The sequence below is a fragment of the Reichenbachiella faecimaris genome, from assembly GCF_900176375.1.
Classification (GTDB): Bacteria; Bacteroidota; Bacteroidia; order Cytophagales; family Cyclobacteriaceae; genus Reichenbachiella; species Reichenbachiella faecimaris.
In genome coordinates this window covers 1054854-1078527 of sequence record NZ_FWYF01000001.1, presented here as the reverse complement: position 1 = coordinate 1078527, position 23674 = coordinate 1054854, and the positions used below count along the sequence as shown (strand labels likewise).

The 23674-nt window shown below is 39.6% G+C and carries 12 protein-coding genes; 3 read left to right on the top strand and 9 right to left on the bottom strand.

Annotated elements, in window-relative coordinates:
- Positions 1-48: 48 nt before the first annotated feature.
- On the bottom strand, positions 49-3525 hold the full coding sequence (locus B9A58_RS04455) for a PIN domain-containing protein (RefSeq protein ID WP_084371210.1): 3477 nt from the start codon (positions 3523-3525) through the stop codon (positions 49-51).
- An 88-nt stretch (positions 3526-3613) separates the two neighbouring features.
- On the bottom strand, positions 3614-5149 hold the full coding sequence (locus tag B9A58_RS04450; RefSeq protein ID WP_084371209.1) for a Fic family protein: 1536 nt from the start codon (positions 5147-5149) through the stop codon (positions 3614-3616).
- A gap of 397 nt (positions 5150-5546) precedes the next feature.
- Between B9A58_RS04450 and manA the strand changes: the two genes are divergently transcribed.
- The gene (manA, locus tag B9A58_RS04445; RefSeq protein ID WP_084371208.1) at positions 5547-6743 is read left to right on the top strand and encodes a mannose-6-phosphate isomerase, class I; all 1197 of its coding nucleotides are present in this window, start codon (positions 5547-5549) and stop codon (positions 6741-6743) included.
- A gap of 50 nt (positions 6744-6793) precedes the next feature.
- On the opposite strand, the gene B9A58_RS04440 is transcribed toward manA, so the two are convergent.
- The 4 genes from B9A58_RS04440 to B9A58_RS04425 form a co-directional block, all read right to left on the bottom strand.
- Positions 6794-10018: a M43 family zinc metalloprotease gene (locus tag B9A58_RS04440; protein ID WP_084371207.1), complete on the bottom strand. Its 3225-nt coding sequence runs from the start codon at positions 10016-10018 to the stop codon at positions 6794-6796.
- Between the two features lie 201 nt (positions 10019-10219).
- Positions 10220-11470 (bottom strand): cation:proton antiporter, encoded by a 1251-nt coding sequence (locus tag B9A58_RS04435; RefSeq protein WP_084371206.1) that lies wholly within the window; start codon positions 11468-11470, stop codon positions 10220-10222.
- 123 nt (positions 11471-11593) lie between these two features.
- The gene (locus tag B9A58_RS04430) at positions 11594-12223 is read right to left on the bottom strand and encodes a response regulator (protein ID WP_084371205.1); all 630 of its coding nucleotides are present in this window, start codon (positions 12221-12223) and stop codon (positions 11594-11596) included.
- On the bottom strand, positions 12220-13971 hold the full coding sequence (locus tag B9A58_RS04425) for a sensor histidine kinase (RefSeq protein WP_139793739.1): 1752 nt from the start codon (positions 13969-13971) through the stop codon (positions 12220-12222). Before B9A58_RS04425 ends, B9A58_RS04430 begins: the two co-directional genes overlap by 4 nt.
- A gap of 96 nt (positions 13972-14067) precedes the next feature.
- Here B9A58_RS04425 and B9A58_RS04420 point away from each other — a divergent pair, with 96 nt between their 5' ends.
- The gene (locus B9A58_RS04420) at positions 14068-14595 is read left to right on the top strand and encodes a PH domain-containing protein (RefSeq protein WP_084371203.1); all 528 of its coding nucleotides are present in this window, start codon (positions 14068-14070) and stop codon (positions 14593-14595) included.
- A 2-nt stretch (positions 14596-14597) separates the two neighbouring features.
- Here the strand turns inward: B9A58_RS04420 and B9A58_RS04415 are convergent, their stop codons facing one another.
- Complete coding sequence (locus B9A58_RS04415; RefSeq protein WP_139793738.1) at positions 14598-17735, bottom strand: WD40/YVTN/BNR-like repeat-containing protein; 3138 nt, start codon at positions 17733-17735, stop codon at positions 14598-14600.
- A gap of 148 nt (positions 17736-17883) precedes the next feature.
- Here B9A58_RS04415 and B9A58_RS04410 point away from each other — a divergent pair, with 148 nt between their 5' ends.
- Positions 17884-19371 (top strand): hypothetical protein, encoded by a 1488-nt coding sequence (locus tag B9A58_RS04410; protein WP_084371202.1) that lies wholly within the window; start codon positions 17884-17886, stop codon positions 19369-19371.
- Positions 19372-19736: 365 nt separating this feature from the next.
- On the opposite strand, the gene B9A58_RS04400 is transcribed toward B9A58_RS04410, so the two are convergent.
- Positions 19737-22136, bottom strand: a complete 2400-nt coding sequence (locus B9A58_RS04400) for an ABC transporter permease (protein WP_084371200.1) — start codon at positions 22134-22136, stop codon at positions 19737-19739.
- A gap of 265 nt (positions 22137-22401) precedes the next feature.
- Positions 22402-23577 carry a hypothetical protein gene (locus B9A58_RS04395; protein WP_139793737.1) on the bottom strand — a complete coding sequence of 392 codons (1176 nt, stop codon included), beginning with the start codon at positions 23575-23577 and terminating at the stop codon, positions 22402-22404.
- Between the last annotated feature and the right edge of the window lie 97 nt (positions 23578-23674).

The following is a 23674-nucleotide window of genomic DNA, read 5'->3' as shown; positions in this document are numbered from 1 at the left end:
TTGCTAACAGTATCAGAAATGGGTGACAATTAGAACTTCCTGAGTCTGTTAGTCTGCTGCAAGATTTCTTGATTTGTTTAGAATTTCTAATGACTTGGTTAGCGCATCGATAACGTCGAGACCAATGTCTCCCATTAGGCAAAATTCCTTTTTGATAAATTCACTAAATTTAGTGCCAGAGTTAAGTGTAATTGGGTAACCTTTTAAAGCTTCAGTAAACAAGGTTTGAGCTAATCTCTGCTTGAAACCCCTTTCCAATTCGAGTAAGTAAATGTTTTTTACGGTAACTATTACCTCATAAATTAGGTTTGGATCACCATGTTTATGAAATGATAAGTTGTTAACTGCTTTTCTGAAGAGGTTATTTGATGATTCAATCATCGGGTTTTCTTCGAAACACTGCGTTATTACCTTAGAATCTAATGTCAATCCTACCTGGTTAAATTCGAGTAAGCTGAGCTGGTACTCTCTTAATTGGTCTGGTTTATGAATCCTGAGAAAGTGTTCGACACTAAGAGGGTTAGTGAAAGGCCGTTTTTCTTGAAAGTACATTAGATCATCTGAGATAATAGACCTATTTGGTCTATTTGCTATTAGCAGATTATCCAAACAAAGTTGAAAATGCCAATCTTCTCTATCAAGCAATGTAGGGTCTTTCATAAGTAAGTCCAGCTTGTCAGGTGCAAACTCAATTTTACAATTTTCAGATATCCAACTTGTCAAATTTGAAAGTTGCTTTAGCAATTCTGCTCTATAGTTTTCAGGGTAGAAGAATGGTTGAACGCCCAGAGAGGTAATATTTAGATTCATAGCCTCATCGGGCATATGTCTTACCTCTTGTGTCTTGAATTCTAAATAATCTATCAATATTTGAGACACCAGTAGAGTTATATTTTCGCTGTCGATTTTGGGTTTTAATTTTGAAAGGATCAACAAAGAGGTGATATCAAGGACATATTCAGTTACTTTAGAAAAATCTGCTTGATTAAATAACGACTTCGGTACAATATGAATACTGGCAGTAGAGTCGCTTATCAAGGAACGATAAATCTCTATTGAACTTGATGAATTCACATTTAGTACCAATTTTGTGAAACTAATTTTTCCCGAATTGAAACTGCTAAAGGCGTTTCCTTGAATGATCTGTCTTTTATCACCCATTTTACCGAAACTATTGGAAAGGACTCTATTAATTGAATCAATATCATCTTGTTTGTATGTTACAGATATTATGTCATACCCTAATGACTTGCTCGTAGATGAAATTTCATTCATGATTTCTGTCATTAAACCTGAATATTTATTTACCACCTTTTCAATGGTCAATTCACGACTTTGATTCGTGGCTTCGTCCTTATTAATAAAGGAAAAGCCAGCTTTCTGGTTTAGAATTTCACGAACAATTTTATTTCCAGATATAGTGTCGGCATTAATATGGATAATATGTTTACTTTTTTCTCCTATTAGAATTACTGATGAATCGAGCTCTACTTTGCCGGGATCAGTGATTTTAGAAGAGTCTAAAAATTGCGCAACTAATGCGAAATAATGTTGTTTTATTTGAATATTGTCTGGTCGGCTCTTAGTTTTCCTGTAAGCTAGTTCAAATCCAATTTCGTAAAACTCATGATTTAAGCAAATGCGTGCTACATGAAACGCCATTTGCCAACTGAAATCACAACTCAATGCGTCCTCGTTTAGGAGTTTTTTCAGGGTATCAATCTTGTGTGATTCACCATTTAATGCAATTATTAAATAGTATATTAGGGTTGTTTTGTAGCTTTGGTAGTGTACTAATCCGTAATTACATACTTCTTCCAGTTTCTCATAGTTTCTAAGGGTATGCTGAAGTTCGATTTCATAGGTCATCAATATAAAAACGGGGGCATGATTTAACCTCCAGTATTCAAGCCCTTTTATCAAATCATCGTACTGGCTCCTATTTTTATAGAGATTATCTAAATATAGATAGCTCATTAATGATTCTTTTGAAATGTCTAAGTCATCCATGAGAAGTTTATTACTCTCATCGAATTCACCGATTTGATTTAAGCATAGACATAAATATTCTTTGTTTTCTATACTGAGTAATTTATGCTCAAGGTTTGGGGAAAGAATTAGTTTTTTTAATTCTTCATTTGGAATATGGTCTTTCTTGCAAGCAATATTAATTAGAAGCTTATCTACTTCATATTCATATTTTTTAGTTGCTAGCTGATTGTCAAATAAATCGCTTGTATTAATATCGTTAAGCCTAAAATATTCAATGGCCAATGTGATATTTTTAACCGCAAAGCGTTGAACTAAGTTTAAACCTTGAATGTATCCTTTAAAGAAACTGATAGCCTCATCTTTTGCTTCCGTTTCAACACAGGCCAGAGCGAAAATTACTTCTAGATTTAATTTTTTGACGTAATCATGATTTTTAAAATTCAGTATCATTTCTGGAAGCTTGACCTTTCCCAATAGAGCAATTGTTGTTATAAACTCATTTTCACTAATTACATAGCCTTCTTGAGTTATAACTTTAACCATTTTGTTGGGGATATTTGAATCTTGATAAAGTAAATATTTTATATGAAGGCTAATAAACTCAATAGATTTGAGTGTTTGACTTTGTTCAATTAGTTCAGAATTTTTCGTGGCATTAAGAATGATTTCTGAAATTGAACTAATATTTGAAATAAGGGAAGTTGAGGAGTTTAATTTATCAGGATTTGGCTTTGAATATACCAGCGGATTTTCTTGTAAGAATTTTGAATAACTATGCGAAAGGATAAATACCCAATAGTGATAGTCTTCTGAACTTAAGGTATCTGGCACTATTATAGATTCCAGATCGATAAGTTTTTTGTCAATATTTATCTGATATTGTTTCGATACTATATTGCCGAATATTTGATTAAATGTTTTATCCGTTTTTAGGAAAGGATGTATACTTTCTATGTCAAAGTTTTTATCAATAATTAGTTTTATTGCATTTGCGCGTGGATTTAAGGGGTCTTGTTCAAGAATGTCATTGGCTATTTCAAGTGCATTATTTTCTTCGCCAGCATGATATGTGATGGTGCATTTTCTTTCTAGATATTTTATGTCCGTTTTCAGTGATGCTGCTTGAAGGAAACAAGGAAAGCCATTGTCATTGTCTCCAATATGACTATAGCATTGGCCTTTAAGATAGAATGCCCTAGCTTTTAATGTTGTACCAAGTGTCCCTGTTAAGGTAGACGTATCAATTCTCTTTTGGATTTCATCGAGTCTTTTTATGCATGATCTGGTGAAATATGAAATGAACAAATTTTCAGCTTCATTAATTTCGTTCTGAAAATTTGAAAAAAGTTCATGATTTATATTGTTAGCGTGCTTATTGAGTAGATATCCAGCTAAAGATAGAACGAACAAAGGGAGTACTGTGAATGGCTCGAAACCACCATCAAAATAAAAGTGCCAGATAAGAGCTAATACTATCGACAGTGTATAACAAGCTATACTAAAGTTTCGAAAGGAGAAAATTGATTTGATCAAGTTGGGTTTTCGTCTATGTACATCTAAATTATTTAATACTTCAAGTAAAGATCTATATAATTAGAGTTAATAAGATCTAGGGTAAAATTTAACGCTTATTTGATGAATTAATAAGTTTTACTTGTTGAGAAACAAAATGAGCAAAGGGTTGAATGTCTTGATTGATACTGGCTTTTTCTAGAGCATTCATATATTCATTTCTTTTCTCTACAGGAATAATTGTCCATGGATACCCCCCAGAGGCCAACATTACGTTCATCAAGAAGCGGCCAATTCGACCATTTCCGTCAATATAGGGGTGAATGAAAGTGAAAATAAAATGTCCTAAAATGGCTCGTACCGAAGCTTCTGATTCATTCGACAGTAGTTCGAATAAGACTGGCATGCAATCTCGGACGGCATCCCGGTTCAATGGTACATGCTTAGAATTTTTGATATAAACAGGGCTATTGCGATACCCTGCCAGATCTGAAGGTTTTATGATACCTGCAGCAACACTCGGTTGAAAAAGTGCCCGATACCAATCTCCATGATCCAAATCAGCTACTCCTCCTGGGGGTTGACCATCAAATATTTTTTCAATACTTGTTTTCACGGACTGAAAGGCTAGCCAGTAGCCTCTTGCGGCCAAGGCATTTTTTTGATCCTGATCTTCTACGTTACTATCGGGATTCCAACTACCGGATCTGACCCTTTCTATAAGCTCTGAAGTGACTTGATATCCTTCTATGGATAGGGAGTGATAAGCGTCAGTTGTATAAAGTTCCTCAACTAATTTCAGGTAACTTTCTTTGTTCTTTACATCAGGAGCTTTTGGGAAAATGTCTATGATTTCATCTCTCATTTGCTGCCAGAGCAATTTTATACGTTGTACATAAGGAGATACTTCTCTAGTATTGATCGAATGTTGTAATTTTTCTTCAAATGGGTCGGTCTCCCTTACGTCATAGTCAGCTGCCCTCATGGTTTTGATTATGTCGTTTGCCACACGATCGTTACCTATATTTCTAAATGCACCAGCTAGCCGGCCGGCAATTGTCGAATGCCCCCCATCTAATAATAGCGTTAAAATATCTGATGAATCTTTAATCAAGCTCAGTGCGGTTCGGCTATCTATCGGATGTAGACGATAGAAATTTTCAGAAATTGAGATTAGGGCTGACGGCAGAGTGTTAAGTTTAAGCCCGTCAATTTCAATAATTGAGTCATGGGCTGGCAAAGAAAGCCTTGTGTCAAAGATAGAAGTTCCATAAAGGAGAGTGGTCTGATTATTTTGGCCTTTTGTGGCTTTTACCAATAATTGATTTGGTATAGTCCAGTTGCCACTGTGTAATAGTAAAGATTGCTCAGGATATAAGCACCATTCATTTCCAAATCGATCATTTAGATAGTTAGAACAAAAGTCCCAAAATGAGGTGTACCAACTTGTGCTGTCTCCTGGAACTTCATCTGGTCTTGAAGATATATACCATCCTTTCATTACTTCTTTGATGAAGCCATGTTTTAGTAACCTTTCTCTATGTGTTCTGGTGAGGTTTTTAGCTTTGATTGTTTTCGAACCATTGCTTTGTATTTCTTTCAGAACTTCCAGAGATTGTGCTAATTTTTCGGATGGTAGTGCCATTGATAAGGTTTGTGTTTATTTAAGTATTTATTGATGCGTTAAATTTAGTTTAATATGTTGTACGTAATTTAGTTTAATAAGTTGTTCTTGATTAAGTTTTTGGAGTTTTATTGTCTAAGAGAACGTTTCTTCCCACAATGAGAATAACCTAATTAATGGAAATGTTTGATTATTTTTTTTCTAAATTCTGGTTTTAAGCTGAGTTTCAAATATTTACGGTTTCCTGGAGGGGCCACAAACGTTTCAGCTCGGATTAGTTCTAACTTTAGATCTGGTGTGGAGCTCGTGCCATTCGATTTCTGACAAGAACAATTATTAAGTTTCCATAATTTCAAAACCCTTCTTAAATCATTATTAAATTGCACGCCAAACCTACAAATTCATACATTGGTATTTAATGTCAAAATTACATTCACTTAAGGGGAAAGTTCAAAACTACGCTTGGGGAGGGAAGAGTTACATTCCAAATTTGCTTGGTATTCGAGCTGAGGGAAGGCCCTGTGCAGAATATTGGTTGGGGGCACATGTGAATGCTCCTTCAGTTTTAACAGACACAGGGACTAACCTTGACTCATTTATTGAAGCCAATGCCAAGGAGGTGTTGGGTGAGATCACTGAATCCAAATTTGGCCGATTACCTTTTCTGTTCAAAGTCTTAGATGTGAATGATATGTTGTCTATTCAGGTGCATCCAACCAAGGCAGAAGCTGAAAAGGGATTTGCCAATGAAAATGAATTGGGGATTGCACTTGATGCCCCAAATAGAAATTATAAAGACAACAACCACAAGCCAGAAATCATGGTGGCCTTGAGCGAGTTTTGGTTGTTGCATGGTTTTTTGCCTGAAGCTGAGCTAAAGAAGACGCTACAAACGACGCAAGAATTGACCCCCTTGGTTTCGATTTTCGAAGAGGCTGGATACAGAGGATTGTATCAACATGTGATGGAAGAACCTGATGAGACCACTAATCAAGTGCTTCAGCCTTTGATTAACAGGGTTTTAAAAAGGTTCGAAGACGGAGAATTGAACAAGGCTTCTGCTGATTATTGGGCAGCAAAGGCCTACAAGACTTTTTGCTCAGATGATAAAATAGACAAGGGACTCTATTCCATCTACTTTTTCAACGTTGTAAAGATGATGCCTGGACAAGCAGTCTTTCAAGACGCTGGCATCCCGCATGCTTACATGCAAGGCCAAAATATGGAACTGATGGCAAACTCAGACAATGTGATCAGGGGAGGGCTTACACCAAAACATGTGGACGTGCCAGAATTACTCAAACATGTAGCCTTTGAGAAAACCCACCCTCATATCATGAAAGGTGAGTTACAACCAGATGGACTGGAAAGAATTTATAAAAGCCCAGCACCAGACTTTCAATTGAGTAAAATTGAACTGACTGCAGGCACTACTTATAAATCTGAGGCGAAGACTGCTGAGGTTCTGATGGTCATTGACGGTGAAATTGAAATTACAGAACGTACATTGGCTTTGAAATTAAAAAGAGGTGAATCCTGCTTTTTGGAGTCAGAGAGTACTTATGAAATAAACTCTTCATCATCTGCGGTTATCTATAAAGCTACGACACCTTGAAACGAATTTTAGAAGAGAGAAAGCTGGGATCACCAGCTTTCTCTCTTTAATTATTGATCTGATTTAACTATGTGATGTACTTCGCGTAATTGGTCAGTTTTTACATGGAGGACATAGAACCCATCTTCCAAATTTGTCCCAATTCTTAAATGACTTTCTGTAGAAGATATCCTCTGTTGATATTTTATTGCACCAGTGAGATCAAATAAAGTAATCTCAACTTCTTCAGCAGAAAAATCCGTCAGATCCAATTGAATGAAATCCTTAAATGGGTTTGGATAGAGCTTTACATTGCCATATACACCTATGTTGTCAGTAGGCCCTGTGACTCCAGTATTCACATCTATAGAATAATCCTCCACCTCGCTGAAGTATTCATCGTCACAAGGAGTAGCTGTGCCACTATAAAGCGCACGAATACGGAGTCTGGTTATTCCATCAACTGCACCAGCTGGCACACTTACAGTGGCACTGTAGCTTCCGCCACTTCCTGACCCAGACAGCACTTCTTCATTCGCATCATTAAAGTCACCATCTCTGTTCCAGTCTATCCATGCTTTTGCTCCTGTAGCTCCCCAAGTGTTGTGTGGTGTGATCGTCATAGAAGTGGGTGAGCCAGCTTGAATAGTAGTCGTTTGGGAGGTGAAATCTGAATACCCTCCATTTTCATAGTTGGAGCTGTTATCTATATTCCCGAATTGAAATCTTTTGATATACTGACCATTAGGTGCACCATTGGTGACTTCACAGTATTCGGCAGGTGGAGTGGTGTCATTGCTTATATTGACTGTATAATCCTCTACCTCACCATCACCCAGATTGCCACAGTAGGTAGGGGCGGAATTATACTTCATGGAGACTCGCATTCTTGTGCTACCTAATAATGCTGAAGTTGGAGGTATAATGGATCCATTGACTGTGGTGTTGGAAGCGGCCCCTGCATCAAAGGCCACTTCACCTGCATCTTCAAAGTCACCATCTTGGTTGTAATCAATCCAGATCTTGAAGTACTCGTTGTACGCTGATCCAGAGAATCCTGGGGTCAGTGCAACTGCATGACTTTGTCCTTTGGTAATTGATATAGTTTGATTCGTAAAATCTGAATAGAGTTGTGCGTCCGAAGGATTGGAGAAATTATTCAGGGTCACATTCGCAATCCATTCATAAGAGACACGACTTCCGGCAGATTCACAATACGCTGAACCAGTAGCTTCGTTTACAGTGATGTAGTCAGTCATTGTGATGCTGTCATTTCCACTCGAATTTGATGCATTCAGGGTCACTTCATAGACTCCAGCTGTAGTATAAGTTACTTCTGGATTTTGATTAGTGCTTGTCGCAGGCGTACCTCCCTCAAATGCCCAACTCCAACTCGTAGGTGTGTGGGTGGATTCGTCTGTAAAAGAAATTGATTCCCCTTCAATGATTATGGTGGAAGAAGCTGAAAAGGCTGCCACAGGAGGGTTTCCTGTATTTGCTGTAGTTTGGCCCGCAGTAATGGTACCGTTAGGATCTTCATTGTAGGCATAGTCATGAATGGTGAATGAGTTGCCATTGGCCGCCACTGTTATGCTGAACCATCCATTGATATTCAAACCCTGATTATTGGTTACTTGAAACCCTAGATACCCAGAAGAGCCATCCCAGACCGTGTATTGATTGGATCGTATATCATGTTCATCAGGATATGCGCCACCGGCCACCCAATTAGACGTAGCATTGATAGGGTCTCCGAAATCTAGCTTGGTAAGATTTCTCGAAGAGCCTTCACAAATCATTGATTTGGTGTAGGTTTCTAATCTTAATTTCCCATTATCATACCAGGCGCCATAAGCATGCCCACCTGTATTGATTGTAAAATACGTCCAAGTGGCAGAGGCACTGGCAGATACATCTGTCATGTCTTCGTACACAATTTGATAGGGATCAATAAATTCGATGGACATGGTGAGCGTAGGGCTGAATAGACTATTTGCACCTCCTGTAATAGTTGGATCAAGAAAAGTGACAGAGAGATCATTCAGACTATTGGACTGGCTGTGATTATTTGCCGCACCGGAGATATTGAAAGTAGCTGTTGTGCTATTGGTGACTGTAATAGAAATATTCAGGCCATTGGGTAAGTTTGTTGTCGTGTAGTGTATGCCCTCAGTCAGGGTTCCAGAAGCTGCGAACGAAGCTCCATTTTCGGCTGTGATACTGGTTTGACCGTTTATCGTGCCATCATTGGTTTGATCTTCTGAAAAAGAAGAAGAGGCCAATAGCACGTGCGCACCTATACCATCCACTCCTGTTGCGACTAAGTTCGAAGCTTGCCAGAGTGGCTGTCTGGCCGAATGATTTAAGGCAGCTTCCATACGTGCTACTTGACCTTGGGTAAACATCCGATAGCACTCAGAGTAATCCATGAAATTTTCGCCATTGGCGGGTCCGGCACCACTACAGGTTTCTACTGTATAGTTACAAGTTCCAGAGTTGGAAGTGGTAGATGGCGTATCGCTCACATGGTCTCCAGGAGCGGAACAGCCATTGTCAAAGGTATGCGCCAGATTCAAGTAGTGTCCAAATTCATGAGTTAGCACTCTTCTGAAATTTTCACTAGTGTTTGTTCCCAGATAGCGACCATTGTACACCACACGAGCGAGATTATTGTCTGTCATCCACTGATCTGGATACCAGGCTACACCAGAGTTGTTAGTGGCACCATCATCGTACAAGTCCAACATGATGTAGATGTTCATATACTTGTTGTTGTCCCAGGCATATTGCTGGATTTGACTGTCATACCCTCCTCCATTTCCAAACCCAGATCTGGCTGAGTTGAAAGTGATGCCAGTAGTTGCGTTTCCATTAGGGTCAATTTTGGCTAAAGCAAAATCAATATCCAATGTTGATTTTCTGCCACTGAAATAGGCTGACACGTCGCCGTAATCAGGGTTAAGTCCATTGAAATCTTCATTTGTTTTTTGTAGCGCATCTTCAATGATGGACTGTGTCACAGAAGCACCTTGAAAATCCGAACCAAATACATGGAAAACTACGGGTATGGTATAGCCAGAAGCGGCCTTGCGTTGTGCCGACTGCTGTACCTCAAATGTTTTGGTAAATTGATTGAACTCCTGAGCCTTTTTTGCTGCTTCAGGCCTCGCTTTGTATAGCTCTTCCATCGCTTGGGAAGTTCCACAGCTGATGCCGCTGGTTTGTGCCAAAAGACTTTGCTGGTTGATAATAAATGACAACAAGATGGTCATCATAATAGATAAAATACCTCTCATAGATTTGTTGGTTAATGAAAAAATAATTTTTACAAACCGTAAATTCTATGCTTTAAGAAGTACTATCAAGTAATAAATTGGCGACTGCTAATAGGATTTTATCCGAATGGGACAAAATTTCGAATTTGATGATGAAACATCTTTAGGCATTGGGTCATGGCCTTATTGAGAAATGAATATTTTGAAATATAATGGTCAGATTTATAACTGCTGAGACTGGTAAGATCTGACTACATGACCAAGGGTAAATCCTTGATAAATCACAGAACATACCACCACCACATAGGTCATGGTGACAATGATTTCCTGTCCAGGAAAATCAGAGAGAGCCAATGACACCGCAACGGGCAATCCTCCCCGCAACGCGCCCCATGAAAGTACGGATATAGTGCCTTTGTCAAATGCATGACTGGAAGACATCATTTTGATCGGGAGGAAGACACTCACCCAACGGGCAAATAATACGATGTTCAGAGCAAAGAATCCAGCTGCGAAGTAATCGAGTCTCAAAGGAATAACAAGCATTTCGAACCCTATGAGAACAAATAACATAGCTGCCAAAGATTCCTCCATCAGTTGCCAGAATTTGAATACATAATAACCTACCGCACTTTCTCCATCAGCAGATTTTTCAGAGTTGCGAATCACCAAACCAGACATGACAGCCACAAGCATGGACGATACATTGAGATAGTTGGCGATATAAGAGCCTACCATCACCAAGGCCATGGTAATCAGTACTTCGACCTGTGCTTCGTCATTGTCAATATATTTTAAAGCTTGATATCCAAGCCATCCAAAGAAAAGTCCAACGATTAAACCACCTCCTAATTCTCTTAAAAATACCCAAATGGAGCTACCAATACTAAGTGTACCCACTACGGCTTGTTCTCTAAATAAACTTACAAGAACCAACGCCAGCACAATCGCAATGCCACCATTAAGCAGAGCTTCTCCTGATATTTTGTTTTCTAATTCTACTGAAAGTTTGTGCCTATGAATGATTTTGGTAATGGCCACGGGGTCGGTTGATGAAATGAGTGCACCAAAAATGAGGCAGCCAATGTAGCCTAACTCTATGTTCATAAAATCCAGCAAGTAGTAGACCAATGTCCCGATAACAAAAGTTGATATGAGAACGCCGAGAAACGCTAGTACAATAACTGGGACAAGTTGATCTCCCAATTTCCCAAAATCAATATTTAAAGCACCAGCAAATAACATCACACTCAGCACGAATCGCACCAGCACATCTTCCATGTCATAGGCCTTTACTTGCTCTGCCAGATGAAATTCAGGAAATACCTTGCCGAAAATGAGGACTATAAAAGAAAGCAATAGTGCCAAAATACTCAATCCAATAGAGGAGGGTAGTTTGAGGTAGAAAGTATTAACGAAAATGAATAATCCAGAAAAAAAGATTAGTACAGCTATGATGTCGAATATGTGCATAGTTCAAACTTTAGTTGAAATTAGCGATATAATGCCTGATTTCAAGCTACTAAGTTAGTTTTTTGTCGGATATGCCTATCTCTGCAAATATTTGTATTCTTCAGTCAGTATAAATACGGAGGGCTAGATGAGCTTGAGGTGAGCAGCTTTTTTGATCAATTCGGCTGTGTTTTGTACACTTAGCTTTTTCATCATATTCACCCGATGTGTGTCCACAGTCCTGGCACTTACAAACAATTGATCTGCGATTTCTTTGGTGGTTCGTCCTTCTGATACCAATTCCAGTACTTCCATTTCACGATCAGAAAGTTTTTTGTGCGATTCCCCCTCCAGAGCCATATTACCTATCATGAGTTGTGAGATTTCACTATTGAAGTATTTTTTACCCAATGCCACAGCTTCAATGGCAGCTATCAATTCGTTCTCGTCTGCGTTTTTGATCAGATAGCCAAAAGCACCATTGCGTACGGCTTTCACCACATACTGACCTTCTGCATGCATAGTGAGCACGATAAATTTGCATTCTGGATATTTGTCTTTGGCTACTTTGATGGCATCCAATCCATTGGTTTCTGGCATGGAAATATCCATCAGTACGACGTGCGGCACGCTTTTGTCCATCAATTCAAATAACTCATTGGCAGATGCAGCTTCGCCAATAATGTCCAGCGAGTCGTTTTTTGCGAGCAAAGCAATAATGCCTTCCCGAAATAACTGATGATCGTCTGCTACTATGATTTTAATCTTACTCATTCGATTGGAATTTCGATTTCTAAAGTGGTGCCATTAGATTGGCTTTCAATTTCTAGTGTACCATTGGCTAATTTAACACGTTCCTTCATATTGCGAAGTCCATTGCCTTTGGTGTTTTTTTCTGGGTCAAAGCCTACACCATTATCTGAAACATAGAAACTTACGCGATTGTCGAAAGCTGTTATAGATAGTTTGATCTCCTTGGCTTTAGAATGCTTGATGGCATTGTTTAGAGACTCTTGAGCAATGCGGTACAAGGTGATTTGTATTGAATCATCAATCTTGGCTTCGCTAGGCATGTCATTTTTGTAGCGAATTCTAATGTTAGAACTTTCATTGATCTGATCCACCAAATTGCCAATGGCTTCACCTGCACCAAAATCCGCCAACACGCTTGGCATCAGGTTATTCGACATGCGTCGAACTTCTCTGATCGTCTCATCTGTTTGGTTCAATAAACTTTTTTTGGTAGAAGGGGAAAGCTCTGCAGACTGAATACTCATTTTCATAGTGGTGAGCATGGGGCCTAGGCCGTCGTGCATTTCTTTAGACAAGCGTGAGCGCTCTCCTTCTTCTCCATTTAGAATGGATCTTTGATTTTCAAGTAGTAGATGTTGCTCATTTTTCTGGTACTCTTGTAACTTTTCTTTCATCTGCATCAGGGCCTGACCGAGTTTGTCGTCTTCACTAAGTAGTTGGTATGAAGCATGAAAATTACCTGCTCCGATTTTCCCTGCAAAGACAATCGTTTCGTTCAATGCATTTACCAATTTATTAAGTGCTTCAAACATGTGTCCAATCTCATCGTGTCTGGTTTGAGTTGATTTGATGGGGTCTAGGATGCCCTTTGACATGTCGATCAGTTTTTGTTCCATTTCCACAATTGGGCGAACCATTTTATTTGATAAATAATAGGAGCCAATTGGTACAATTAGGATGATCACCAGAAGCATGATCATCAGTTTGTTTTTTAATTCCTCCAAAGGGAATAGAGCCTCCTGATGGTTGATTTCTGTTAGGATAACCCATTTGAGGCCACTCAATTCTATTTTTTCGTAACTACTAAATACCTGCGTGCCTCGGTAATCATAAATCAAATCTTCACCAGGTTGATTCTCGAATGCGCGGATGACACCATCTGATTTTACTGTGACATTCTTTGGGCTGTCTTTCAGAAATCTAGATTTGGTTCTTAGTTTATAATCGCTCCCCACAATATAGGATTCCCCAGTTTGTCCAAGCCCAGTTCGCTCCAAGAGAATGCCTTGAATTTCAGGCTCTTCGGCCAATGCAATCAAAAAACCACCATTAATTTGAGTGACCAGCCCAATGGTGATTTCATGGGATGGGTTGTGATGTGTCAGGTCAAACATGGTGATGCTACGCCCCACTTCACTGAGCATACTGGCTATGGGGTAGCCAAGAAGTGAATCTGGAAGTGATGCATAGATGCCTTCGTGAAAAAAAAGTGCTGATGGTTCTGTATCATTGGGGCTTTTAGAACGCATGCTGAAGGCGTCGTATCTTTCATTGAGCTCTTTTCTAATTTTCACAATCTTGAGCTGCTTCACTGAAGAGAGCTGAAGTAGTACCCTTTCCTTCAGGGCAGCATCAAACTGTACATAAAACAAATAAGATAAGAAGGCTGATACAGCTAGTGACAACCCAATTATAATGAGCGCCAATTTATTGCCAATATTGAGTCGATTGAACAGCATAGTACAATAATAGACGTTCTTTTGGATCAATTAAAGTGTGTCTTTCAAAATTATACAAGCTCGGCACAGGGTAGGGTGATTGACGAATGTTTTATATCTTTCGAAAACTCAAAATCTGGATCGTATATGTCAAAATCTACACAACCATTACTTATAGCAGCATTTAGCCCCAATATCAAACTTTACACTTTATTGATAGTTTCCTTTTTCATTACCTTATCTGTTTTTGGAATTGTATTATTACCCATTTGGTTTTTGGGCTTAGGCCAATATATCAGTAGAAGGTATTATGAAAGTTTAAGTTGTTCACTGACGTCCCATCATCTCCAATTTAAAAAAGGTGTGATGTTCAAAGTAGAGAAAACGATTCCTTTAGAAAATATTCAAGATCTGACGTTTATTGAAAATCCTCTGCTCAAAATGCTTCAACTTAAAATTCTCAAAATAGAAACTGCCAGCCAAGGTCATCCCATGAAAAGCGATATGCAACTTGTGGGGATCATTGAGGCTGGTGCCTTCAAAGACGCAGTGCTTGCTCAAAGGGAAAAGCTGTCTAACAGAAAGTCGTCAGAAGATCTTACGAAAGAATCTTCTGAGGTAGTTTCCTTACTTCGTGATATTAAAGGGCTATTGCAGGAGATGAGAAGCAAATGAAATTACTTCTTCTTCACCCTGACTGCCCCTATACCTGCTTCCCAAAGTATTTGATTAAATGCCGGAATTTCTTCTTCAATAATTGAAACTGCTGTTTCATTTAGTTTTTTCCATTGCTCCTCTAGTTCTTTTCGTCTGGTTTTTGAACTGCTTGTGATTTTAGCCTGAGGGCCATAGGTTTGATTGATCAGAAAAAGATACTCTGCCGTAAATTTGTTTTCATAATTCTCTACGTCATCATAGGCTTTCGCTTTTCTTTGGATCATTAGATCGTCCCAGTCCTTCATTCGTTTTCTTAGCAAGTCGCCTTTAATTTTTATCTCCATTTTTGAAGTGTCATTAGTCAAAAAAACAAGTACCTCATCAAGCTGATTGCGCATGGTCATGATAGTATTCACTTTTTCATGCATATCATTGAATGTAGCCTCCATTTCAATCATATAGCTGTGATAGCTTGCATATTCTTCTGCTGTTACCTTATAGAGAGGGTTAGGTTCAATGGTGCACTCCACACTGTCCTTAAAACTCCCGGCAGACAGCACCAGATTATAATTGGAAGGCGGGACTTTATGCCCTTGATAACCACCTTCAATATAAGCAGTTGGGGCACCCTTCATTGTGGCCACGTGCATATCCCAAACAAATCTGTTTAAGCCTTTTTCCGCTGATAAAGTAGGCGCTGCTGAAGGGCCGCCTGGATAGCTTAGAAAGGAGTCGTCACCGATAGAGCTGAATTTTCGTAGCACATTTCCCTTTTCATCTTTTATCGTTAGCATCACATCTGCTGTATCAGCCAAGTGGTAGTAAATGGTTACACCATTGGCAGGGTTAACTCCAGCGGTTGCGTCAGTACCTTTTACTTCTGGCCCACTGCTATTTAGGCTACTGTACCATTCACCTATAATGGCATTTGATGGCTTGAAGAGTTTATTTTTCTCTTGATTTTTCCATTGACGGATCAAGCCCAAATCATCTAATATCCAAAATGAACGTCCAGAAGTAGCAACTACCAAATCGTTACCTTTTACCGTCAAATCATTAATAGGAACCACGGGCATATTCAATTGCAAGGATTGCCATGTGGAGCCATCGTCCCAAGAGACATAAATGCCCAGTTCTGTCCCAGCATACAACAATCCCTTGATTACAGGGTCTTCGCGTACGACTCGGGTGTAGGCTCCGTTGGGAATGCCATTAGAAATATTAGTCCACGTCTTACCATAATCTTTGGTTTTATAGAGCCCGGGACTGTGGTCATTGAACTTATATCTGGTGGTAGCTATGTAAGCACTGGCTGGATGGTGAGATGATACATCAATGGTATTGATCAAACATTCTTGTAGTTTTTTAGGAGTGACATTCGCCCAACTGGTACCACCATTTTTGGTCAGTTGCACATATCCATCATCACTACCTGTCCAGATCACTCCATGCTCATGAGGAGACTCCACTACATAACTGAGTGTGCCATAATTTTCCGCACCTACAGCTTCATTGGTATATGGGCCGCCACCTTTGCCTTGTTTGGAGTCATCATTTCTAGTGAGGTCAGGTGATATCTCTTGCCATGATAGGCCATTGTCTTGTGTTTTTAATAAGATCTGAGCACCATGAAAATATGTGTTTGGTTCGTATTGTGATTTGACAATAGGCGCATTCCAATTATATAAGTACTTCATGTCTCGAGCCTCTTTGCCCAGGTATTGAATTGGTGCAGCCATGACATTAGTTGTTGATCCTGATTTGGTATCCAAAAGACCAATTGTTCCCAAATAGCTCCCGCCCATGACGAATCTTGGATGGTCAGGATCAAAGGCTAAGAAGGCACTTTCACCACCTGCAGATGCTGACCAGTGGTGTTCATCTATTCCGGACCATCCTAGAGTTTGTGATGCTATTTTGATGGAGGTATTATCTTGTTGACCACCATAGATATTATAAGGAAAAAGGTTGTCTGTTGCTACTCTGTAAAACTGGGCAGTAGGCATATTTTGTTGGGTGGACCAGGACTGTCCGCTATTGAAACTGATGGAAGCACCACCGTCATTGGCAATGACTAGGTGTTTTGAATTCTCTGGATCAATCCATAAGTCGTGAAAATCCCCATGCGTTCCCGATAATTTTTGCCAAGTTTTTCCTCCATCTATGGACTTGAGTGCTGGAGCGCTGAGAACATATACTGTATTCTCATTAGTTGGATCTGCAAAAACTTCAATATAGTACCAAGCGCGCTGGGTCAGCTGATGATCTCCACTGACTAGAGCCCACTTTTCGCCACCATCGTTTGAAGCAAATAAACCACTTTGCTCTTTCTGAGTGTCGCTTTCTACTAGTGCATAAACCTTGTCAGGATTAGACTGGCAAATCGATACGGCCATTTTACCTTTTTCTTTGGGTAGACCATTTTCTTTTTTAGTCCATGTTTCACCACCATCTGTGGACTTGTACAAGCCGCTACCTGCTCCACCACTGATTACTTTCCAGGGCTTGCGCTGGTGCTCCCATAGGGCGGCATATATCACTTGAGGATTGCTCAGATCCATGCTCAGCTCAGAGCATCCTGTCAAATTGTTAACGAATAGTACTTGTGTCCATGATTTACCTCCATCTGTTGATTTGTATATTCCACGTTCATTATTAGGCCCATACAAAGCACCTTGAGCAGCTACAAAGACAATGTCGGGATTTTTTGGATGAATAATTATTCTTGAAATATGTTGAGTCTTTGACAGCCCCATGTGCTGCCAAGTCTTGCCCGCATCATAAGATTTATAAACACCATCTCCATACGAGGTCATGACGCCTCGCGGGGCATGTTCTCCCATACCACAGTAAAGAATATTGCTATTGCTTGATGCTACGGCAATGGCTCCTACAGACCCAGTTTCAAAATAATCGTCTGAAATGTTTGACCAATGTTGACCAGCATCACTGGTTTTCCAAAGTCCACCTCCTGTAGTGCCCATATAGGCTATCAAGGGATCACCAGCTACACCAGAAGCAGCTACTGAGCGGCCGCCTCTAAATGGGCCAATGTTTCTGTACTTTACTTCTTCAAGAAGGTTATTGAGTTCTTGAGCTTGAATGGTTAAGCTTATTAATAAGCAGCATACTGCAGTTGGTGTAAATCGTTTTATCATGGCGAGCAAATTGGTATTAATCATTTGAGCAATATAATTCATAGATCCTGAAAATATTATGGAAATGGAAATAGGAGCAATGTATCAAATTTGTTAGCTTACTAAAGGGACTAAAAATTCGATACCAATCAATTATAACTAGTAAAAGATGAAAAAAGTACAAATAATACTTAGCCTAATGGTAATTACCTCCTTGACGATATCAGCAGGCGCTGGTGGAAAAAAAGGAGAGCCTGATGCAAATAAAACAGAGTCTAAAACAATAACTCCAGTAGAAATAAGCAAGGTGGATGCGAAATGGCTAAATGGAGATCAGCCAAAGCTATTAACTGCGATGGCAAGCTCAGGTACTTCCAAAGAACAGCTGAATGGATCTAGCATGGATGTTAAAGCTGTTTTAGGAGGATGGCATGCACAGGCAGTCGGCCAATACAAAAATTATATCTATGTAGCTTTTAGTAGTGGAAAGGTGTCGTCAGACAAAGTTGAAGCCTCTAAAAGTGTGAAGATGGGTGAGTTCGCAAAGCTCTGGATTTATAACACAACGTCAAAGCAGGGCAAATTGGTGGAGCTGGAAAAAGGTTATCCACACCCATGTTCAATTCAAATTACAGGCAATTACCTAACCATTGCTATAGAAGCTGAGTATGGCGTAAGCCAAGCTGCATTGGGATCTACTCGAGAAGCTAGATCCATGGCGAAAATATTTGACCTGAGTAAAGATCCCAACTGTTCGGTTGAGGCTGGTAGAATCACTCAGGAAGGCATGAATAGTGGAGGAGCAGGGCTGACTTATCACCCTGGGCAGAAATGCTGGTATATGCTAATGGATCAGGACATGCCTAATGGCAAAGTAGCTGTATATAAAACAGCAAATGAAAATTTGAATTCTTGGCAAAAAACACCAATAGCTTATTATAATAGATTTGGATCTGGAGCAGGGCTGAATTTAATCACAGCAAGTGATAATTCTATTTGGGGGCTCTATTATGATACTTCACATGAAAACTTACCTAGCTTCTCTAAGGTGCAAATGTCTTCGGATCAAGTGATGTTGTTCAAGTTGATCACTCCTGGTGGCAAGCCAGTTGAGTCACGCGAGGTTTTTACACAAATTGTAAATATTGAAGCACCTAAAATTGAGGCTGCAGGAGAGTTGTTGGCCAGTAGGCCAGGCATGAGATTTGGAGCTGGATTCAGATATGAGAATGGCAAAATGGAAGTACTTACTTGTCAGCGAAATATGGCGAAGGAATTTTATATCAACAGAACTAAAATCTCTGATGCCAAGAAAACTCAGGTCATGTTTGTGAATATGGCAACGGCTAAAGGTGAGATTTACTGTAATTCAGTGAGCAACACCAAGCAAAAATACCATGAAGAGAGAAACCAGACTGAATCATGGAGTGGTGTATTACAATCTCCAGTGAAGGCCAATATCAACTACTTTGGTGCAGGCAGTGTCAGCAAAGGAGGGTTTGGCAGCTTCGCAAAAGCATTGCCCAAATGGTCAGATGCGATTGAAAAGACTACAAGTGCTCCAATGGTACTTTTTTATCTAGAAGGCACAAAAGATGTGGTAGGAAAAATGGTGGAATTCACCCCAACTAAAAGCACAGATAAGAAAAGGAAATAAACGACTTATTTGACATGAATGAGGGGTGTGACCATCTGGTCACACCCCTTTTTTTGTGGGACTCATTTGATGAGGAAATTTACTGGTATAAATCTTGAGTTTAATTTTTTCTTTTTAATAAGATATGTCAATCAACTTATGATTGGTATTCACAGGCTGGTAGTAATGAAATTTGTTAGAATCTTTTGGGCAATGGTAGAAGATGTTGAGGGCGGAAAAACTCCAGAATGTCCTCTTGGAGCAGAACTTACTTCCATGTAGATACAAAAAAAACCTACCATCTTTTGTCGCTAGCGACAGGGATGATAGGCTTATCAATTTGAGTAAATGACCTATAGTTTTTTATTACTGAGATGGAGAACCAACTACTCGTCCTTCAGCACATCTACAGGGTTTAGCCTGGCGGCGTTGATCACCCTGTAACTCACCGTGAGGAAAGTAAAAAGCATCACAACTAAACCGGCTATTAGAAAAACTACTACTGAAATAGTTTCTTTATAGGTGAATAGGCTCGACCATTCGTTGGCGAAATAGAAGGCAAATGGTGTAGCCACACCAAATGCGATCAGTACCTGCTTGCCATAGGATCTGAATAGGAGGGCAACCAGTTGTACACCTGTTGATCCTAGTACCTTTCTCACCCCAATTTCTTTTTTGCGTCTGTCGATCATGTAAGACGTAATTCCAAACAAACCAAATCCAGCAATAATGAGCATAATTACGGCACCTATGCCGAAGAGCTGACCTATGCGTTGGTCATTTACATAGAAATTATTGAGTTGGCTGTCCAGAAAGTGCCACTCGATAGCTGTCTCACTATCGAATTGATCATGAATGGCTGTAATCCCAGCCAGCGTTTCGCTGAAATTGGTCGTGGATAATCTAAGCGAGAAGTAGTCTATTACTGTGACTGGATTCGCCCAGTAGCCAAGTGCTATAGGTGCAATGTCATTGTGCAGGGATTGATAATGAAAATCTTTGACCACCCCTATGATTTGCATAGGGCCAGAGTTTCTAGCAGATAAATAGATGGTTTGTCCAATAGGATTTTCTAAGTTCATGGCTTTCACTGCAGCTTCATTCAGGATCACTTTGGTAGAATCCGTCACTTTGTTACCTGTGAAGTTGGTACCCTCAAGCAATTCAAAATCATAAGTTTCTAGCATTTGTTCATCAAAACACATGAAGTAAGAATTGACAGAATCCTGTGAGGCTTGGTGAGGTTTGAAGTCTACCCGTCTGATTCCTTTCCATTCGCCAGGTACTCGTGAGGAGGTGGCCACTTTTTCTACACCTGGTACTTGAGCCAGTTGGGTTTTCATGGCTTCAAAATTTCTTCTTACGTTGCCATTATTTATATCTACCACCAGCATGTTGTTCTGGTCAAAACCAAGTGCCTTGTTTTTGATGTATTCCATTTGCTGGTAAATCACAAGCGCCCCCACCAACATTACAATACTGATGGCAAACTGGACTACTACCAATGAGCTTCTTACACTCATAGAGTTTGATTTGACTTCTCCTTTGAGACTGGCCACGGGTTTTAGGTTGGACAAAATCAATGCTGGGTAGAAGCCAGATGCTGTGCCTAAGAAAATGGTAATGCAGAAAATGATGAGAGAGATGTTGAAAATATTCTCTCTATTCAGGTCAAAGTGTTTACCTGCTATTTCGTTGAAATATGGTAAGAGAATTTCAATCAACAAAACCGAGAGCAGAAAGGAAAATATGGCCAGAACGATCGATTCAATCAAAAATTGAAAAATCAACTGACCTTTGCTCGCTCCACTCACTTTACGAAGTCCAATTTCTTTTGCTCGCTGAGTAGCTTTGGCAGTGGATAAATTTACATAATTGATGCAAACCACTACCATGATAAAAATGGCAATGCCTATAAATAAATTAATGTAAAATATATTGCCATTGGCTTCCGTGATACCATATTGGATGTCCTTTGAATTCAGATAAATGTCACTCAAATTTTGAAGAGCAAATTGTCTGATTTCTGGTGTGTTCCTTTTATCATATTTGGTAACCAAACCAGGAAAGTTTGACTCAATAGATCCAATGTTTGCCCTTGGATCAAGCAGGACATAACTATAGGCTCCATAATCTTCCCATGTACTTAAATAAGCAGATAATCCCTCTTCGTCTATAGAATTCATTGAAAAGAGAACTGTAAATTGGATGTGCGAATTTTCTGGTAAATCTTTTAGAATGGCAGTGACTTTCACATCATTCATCTCTGACCATTTCATGGTTTTGCCAATTGGATTTTCATTTCCAAAAAACTGAGTGGCGGCTGACTCTGTGAGGACTATAGAATTATACTCTTTGAGTGCACTATTTTTATCACCTGCTACGAACTCAAAATCAAAAAAATCAAAAAAATTGGATTCTGCAATGAGGTAGCTTCTTACCTGTACCTTGTCCCCATTCCATAAGATATCTCTATGCCCCCCTGGCTGAAATATGCGTGTGAAATTGCTTACCCCAGGTATGTCATTTTTCATAGCCGAAGCTACTGCCGGAGACGTTTGTCCGTAATATTGGACATCTGAAGGGTCGGAATGGTCGGATTCTATCACGCGATAGATCTGATCATGTTGGGTGTGGAATTGGTCATACGTCAACTCATCTTCTACATAAAGGAGGATGAGAGCAGCACAAGTGATCCCTACGGACAGCCCTAAAATATTGATCAGTGCATAGGTCTTGTTCTTAATCAGGGTGCGAAGTGCGATTTTAAAGTAGTTTTTCAGCATGGTGATGGGTTTTAGCTACTCTGCCAAAATACGTGCCGATACCCGTAACCAATAGATAATCAGTGATATATGATATTTGCTAACTACTGAATCTGTTCACATTCGTGCAATGGGTGTGCGATTTAAAGCGTATTTGATCGTCTGTAACTGCGGTTTTACCTCATCTGCATAACGCCACTATTAATTAGCAAATACTTTCAATGACGCAAAATCAGAACATTCCCATTAGTTAAGTTGAATAGTGAGAAACCAAGTCTCACCAATCTCACATACGCCGTCTTTCCTTTTCAATGATTTTCCAAATGGCTTTGTTGTAGTCTTTTTTTGAGATACCTGTCAATTGTTCCAATGCTATGTAATAGTTGGTATTCCCATTTTCGTAAGGGCCACAGTTGAGAAATTCCCAAACACCAGCAAAGCCTTTGTCTTTTTCAATTTGTTGAACGATTAAAGCATTGACCACATAGTCGGCCATGAGGTGGGTGGCTCTGCTCTCGCCAAAATTCATGGGTTCCTCCTTGATCTGTGCCCAGTCAGTTTTTTTGTTGCTCGCCACTTTTTTGTAGAATCGATTGAATATTTCTTCCCAGCTCAGTCCCCAACTGCCGCCATATAAGTATGCGCAAGCTTCATCTACAGGTTTGTTTACTTTCCTTCTAGAAATAACCAGGCTCAGACGATCATGCCAAAGGTCATGCTCATCCAGATTTCCGAAAGTAGCATTGTCATTGCCGAGGATGATGAGCTTTCGATTGTCTAAAGTCGAACTGAAGTTGGACTGTTGTAGGCCATTGTAGTCAAGTTTATAATTCACGCCCATGAACTTCAGTAAGGCAGTGAGGTTTTCAGTGCAGTAGAATTCAGTGATTGTGTTGTCAACTTTTAGTTTTTTGTCAAACTGTGCGGCTAGTGCTCCAAAGGTCTCGACATTTCCTTCATTGATGGTTTCGGCATAGTGAAATATGTTGTTGCTCACTTTGACCGTTTTCCAATCACGCGTGTTTCTCAGTAGAGGAGAAGAGAACTTAAATGAGCCATCAGTTGGATGAGCTATAAGCTCAAAGCTGGCTCGCAAGTGACTTTGATCCCCTTTCAGTCCTATATAGGACAGTTGGATCAGATATTGGGTTTCTTTTAGAGCAATTACGTTCTGGAGATAAGGCTTGTAGAAATTGTCGTCTTCCTGAGTTTTACTTTTTTCAATGTCTTTAAATTCATCCAACAGGATATGGGTTTCGATCCTTTGCGATTCCAGTACCCAGCTGTTTTTCTCGTTGGGTTGGGTGGCTGCAGCTAAAAAGCCATTGAGTGCAGACACCAGTTGTTGGCTAATGATGCTGTCTTGTGGCATTCGGATTTGTGGATGAACTTGTATCTGAGTGGTTTGTGCAAACGTGAAAAATGTAGGAAGGATTAAAAGAGCGAATAATTTGAGTTTCATGAGTTCAATGATTGTTTTGAATTCAAATAAAGCCAAATCTCTTCTTTGAGTTTGTTAATATTTTCCTATCAATTGTTAACGAAAAGTTAAATGCTTG

Coding starts and splice junctions, on each gene's coding strand:
- B9A58_RS04450 (WP_084371209.1), bottom strand. CDS start 5,149: ATGGCACTACCATCCGAAAAATTAGCACAATCTCTGGAAGTTCTGAAA.
- manA (WP_084371208.1), top strand. CDS start 5,547: ATGTCAAAATTACATTCACTTAAGGGGAAAGTTCAAAACTACGCTTGG.
- B9A58_RS04440 (WP_084371207.1), bottom strand. CDS start 10,018: ATGAGAGGTATTTTATCTATTATGATGACCATCTTGTTGTCATTTATT.
- B9A58_RS04435 (WP_084371206.1), bottom strand. CDS start 11,470: ATGCACATATTCGACATCATAGCTGTACTAATCTTTTTTTCTGGATTA.
- B9A58_RS04430 (WP_084371205.1), bottom strand. CDS start 12,223: ATGAGTAAGATTAAAATCATAGTAGCAGACGATCATCAGTTATTTCGG.
- B9A58_RS04420 (WP_084371203.1), top strand. CDS start 14,068: ATGTCAAAATCTACACAACCATTACTTATAGCAGCATTTAGCCCCAAT.
- B9A58_RS04415 (WP_139793738.1), bottom strand. CDS start 17,735: ATGATAAAACGATTTACACCAACTGCAGTATGCTGCTTATTAATAAGC.
- B9A58_RS04410 (WP_084371202.1), top strand. CDS start 17,884: ATGAAAAAAGTACAAATAATACTTAGCCTAATGGTAATTACCTCCTTG.
- B9A58_RS04400 (WP_084371200.1), bottom strand. CDS start 22,136: ATGCTGAAAAACTACTTTAAAATCGCACTTCGCACCCTGATTAAGAAC.
- B9A58_RS04395 (WP_139793737.1), bottom strand. CDS start 23,577: ATGAAACTCAAATTATTCGCTCTTTTAATCCTTCCTACATTTTTCACG.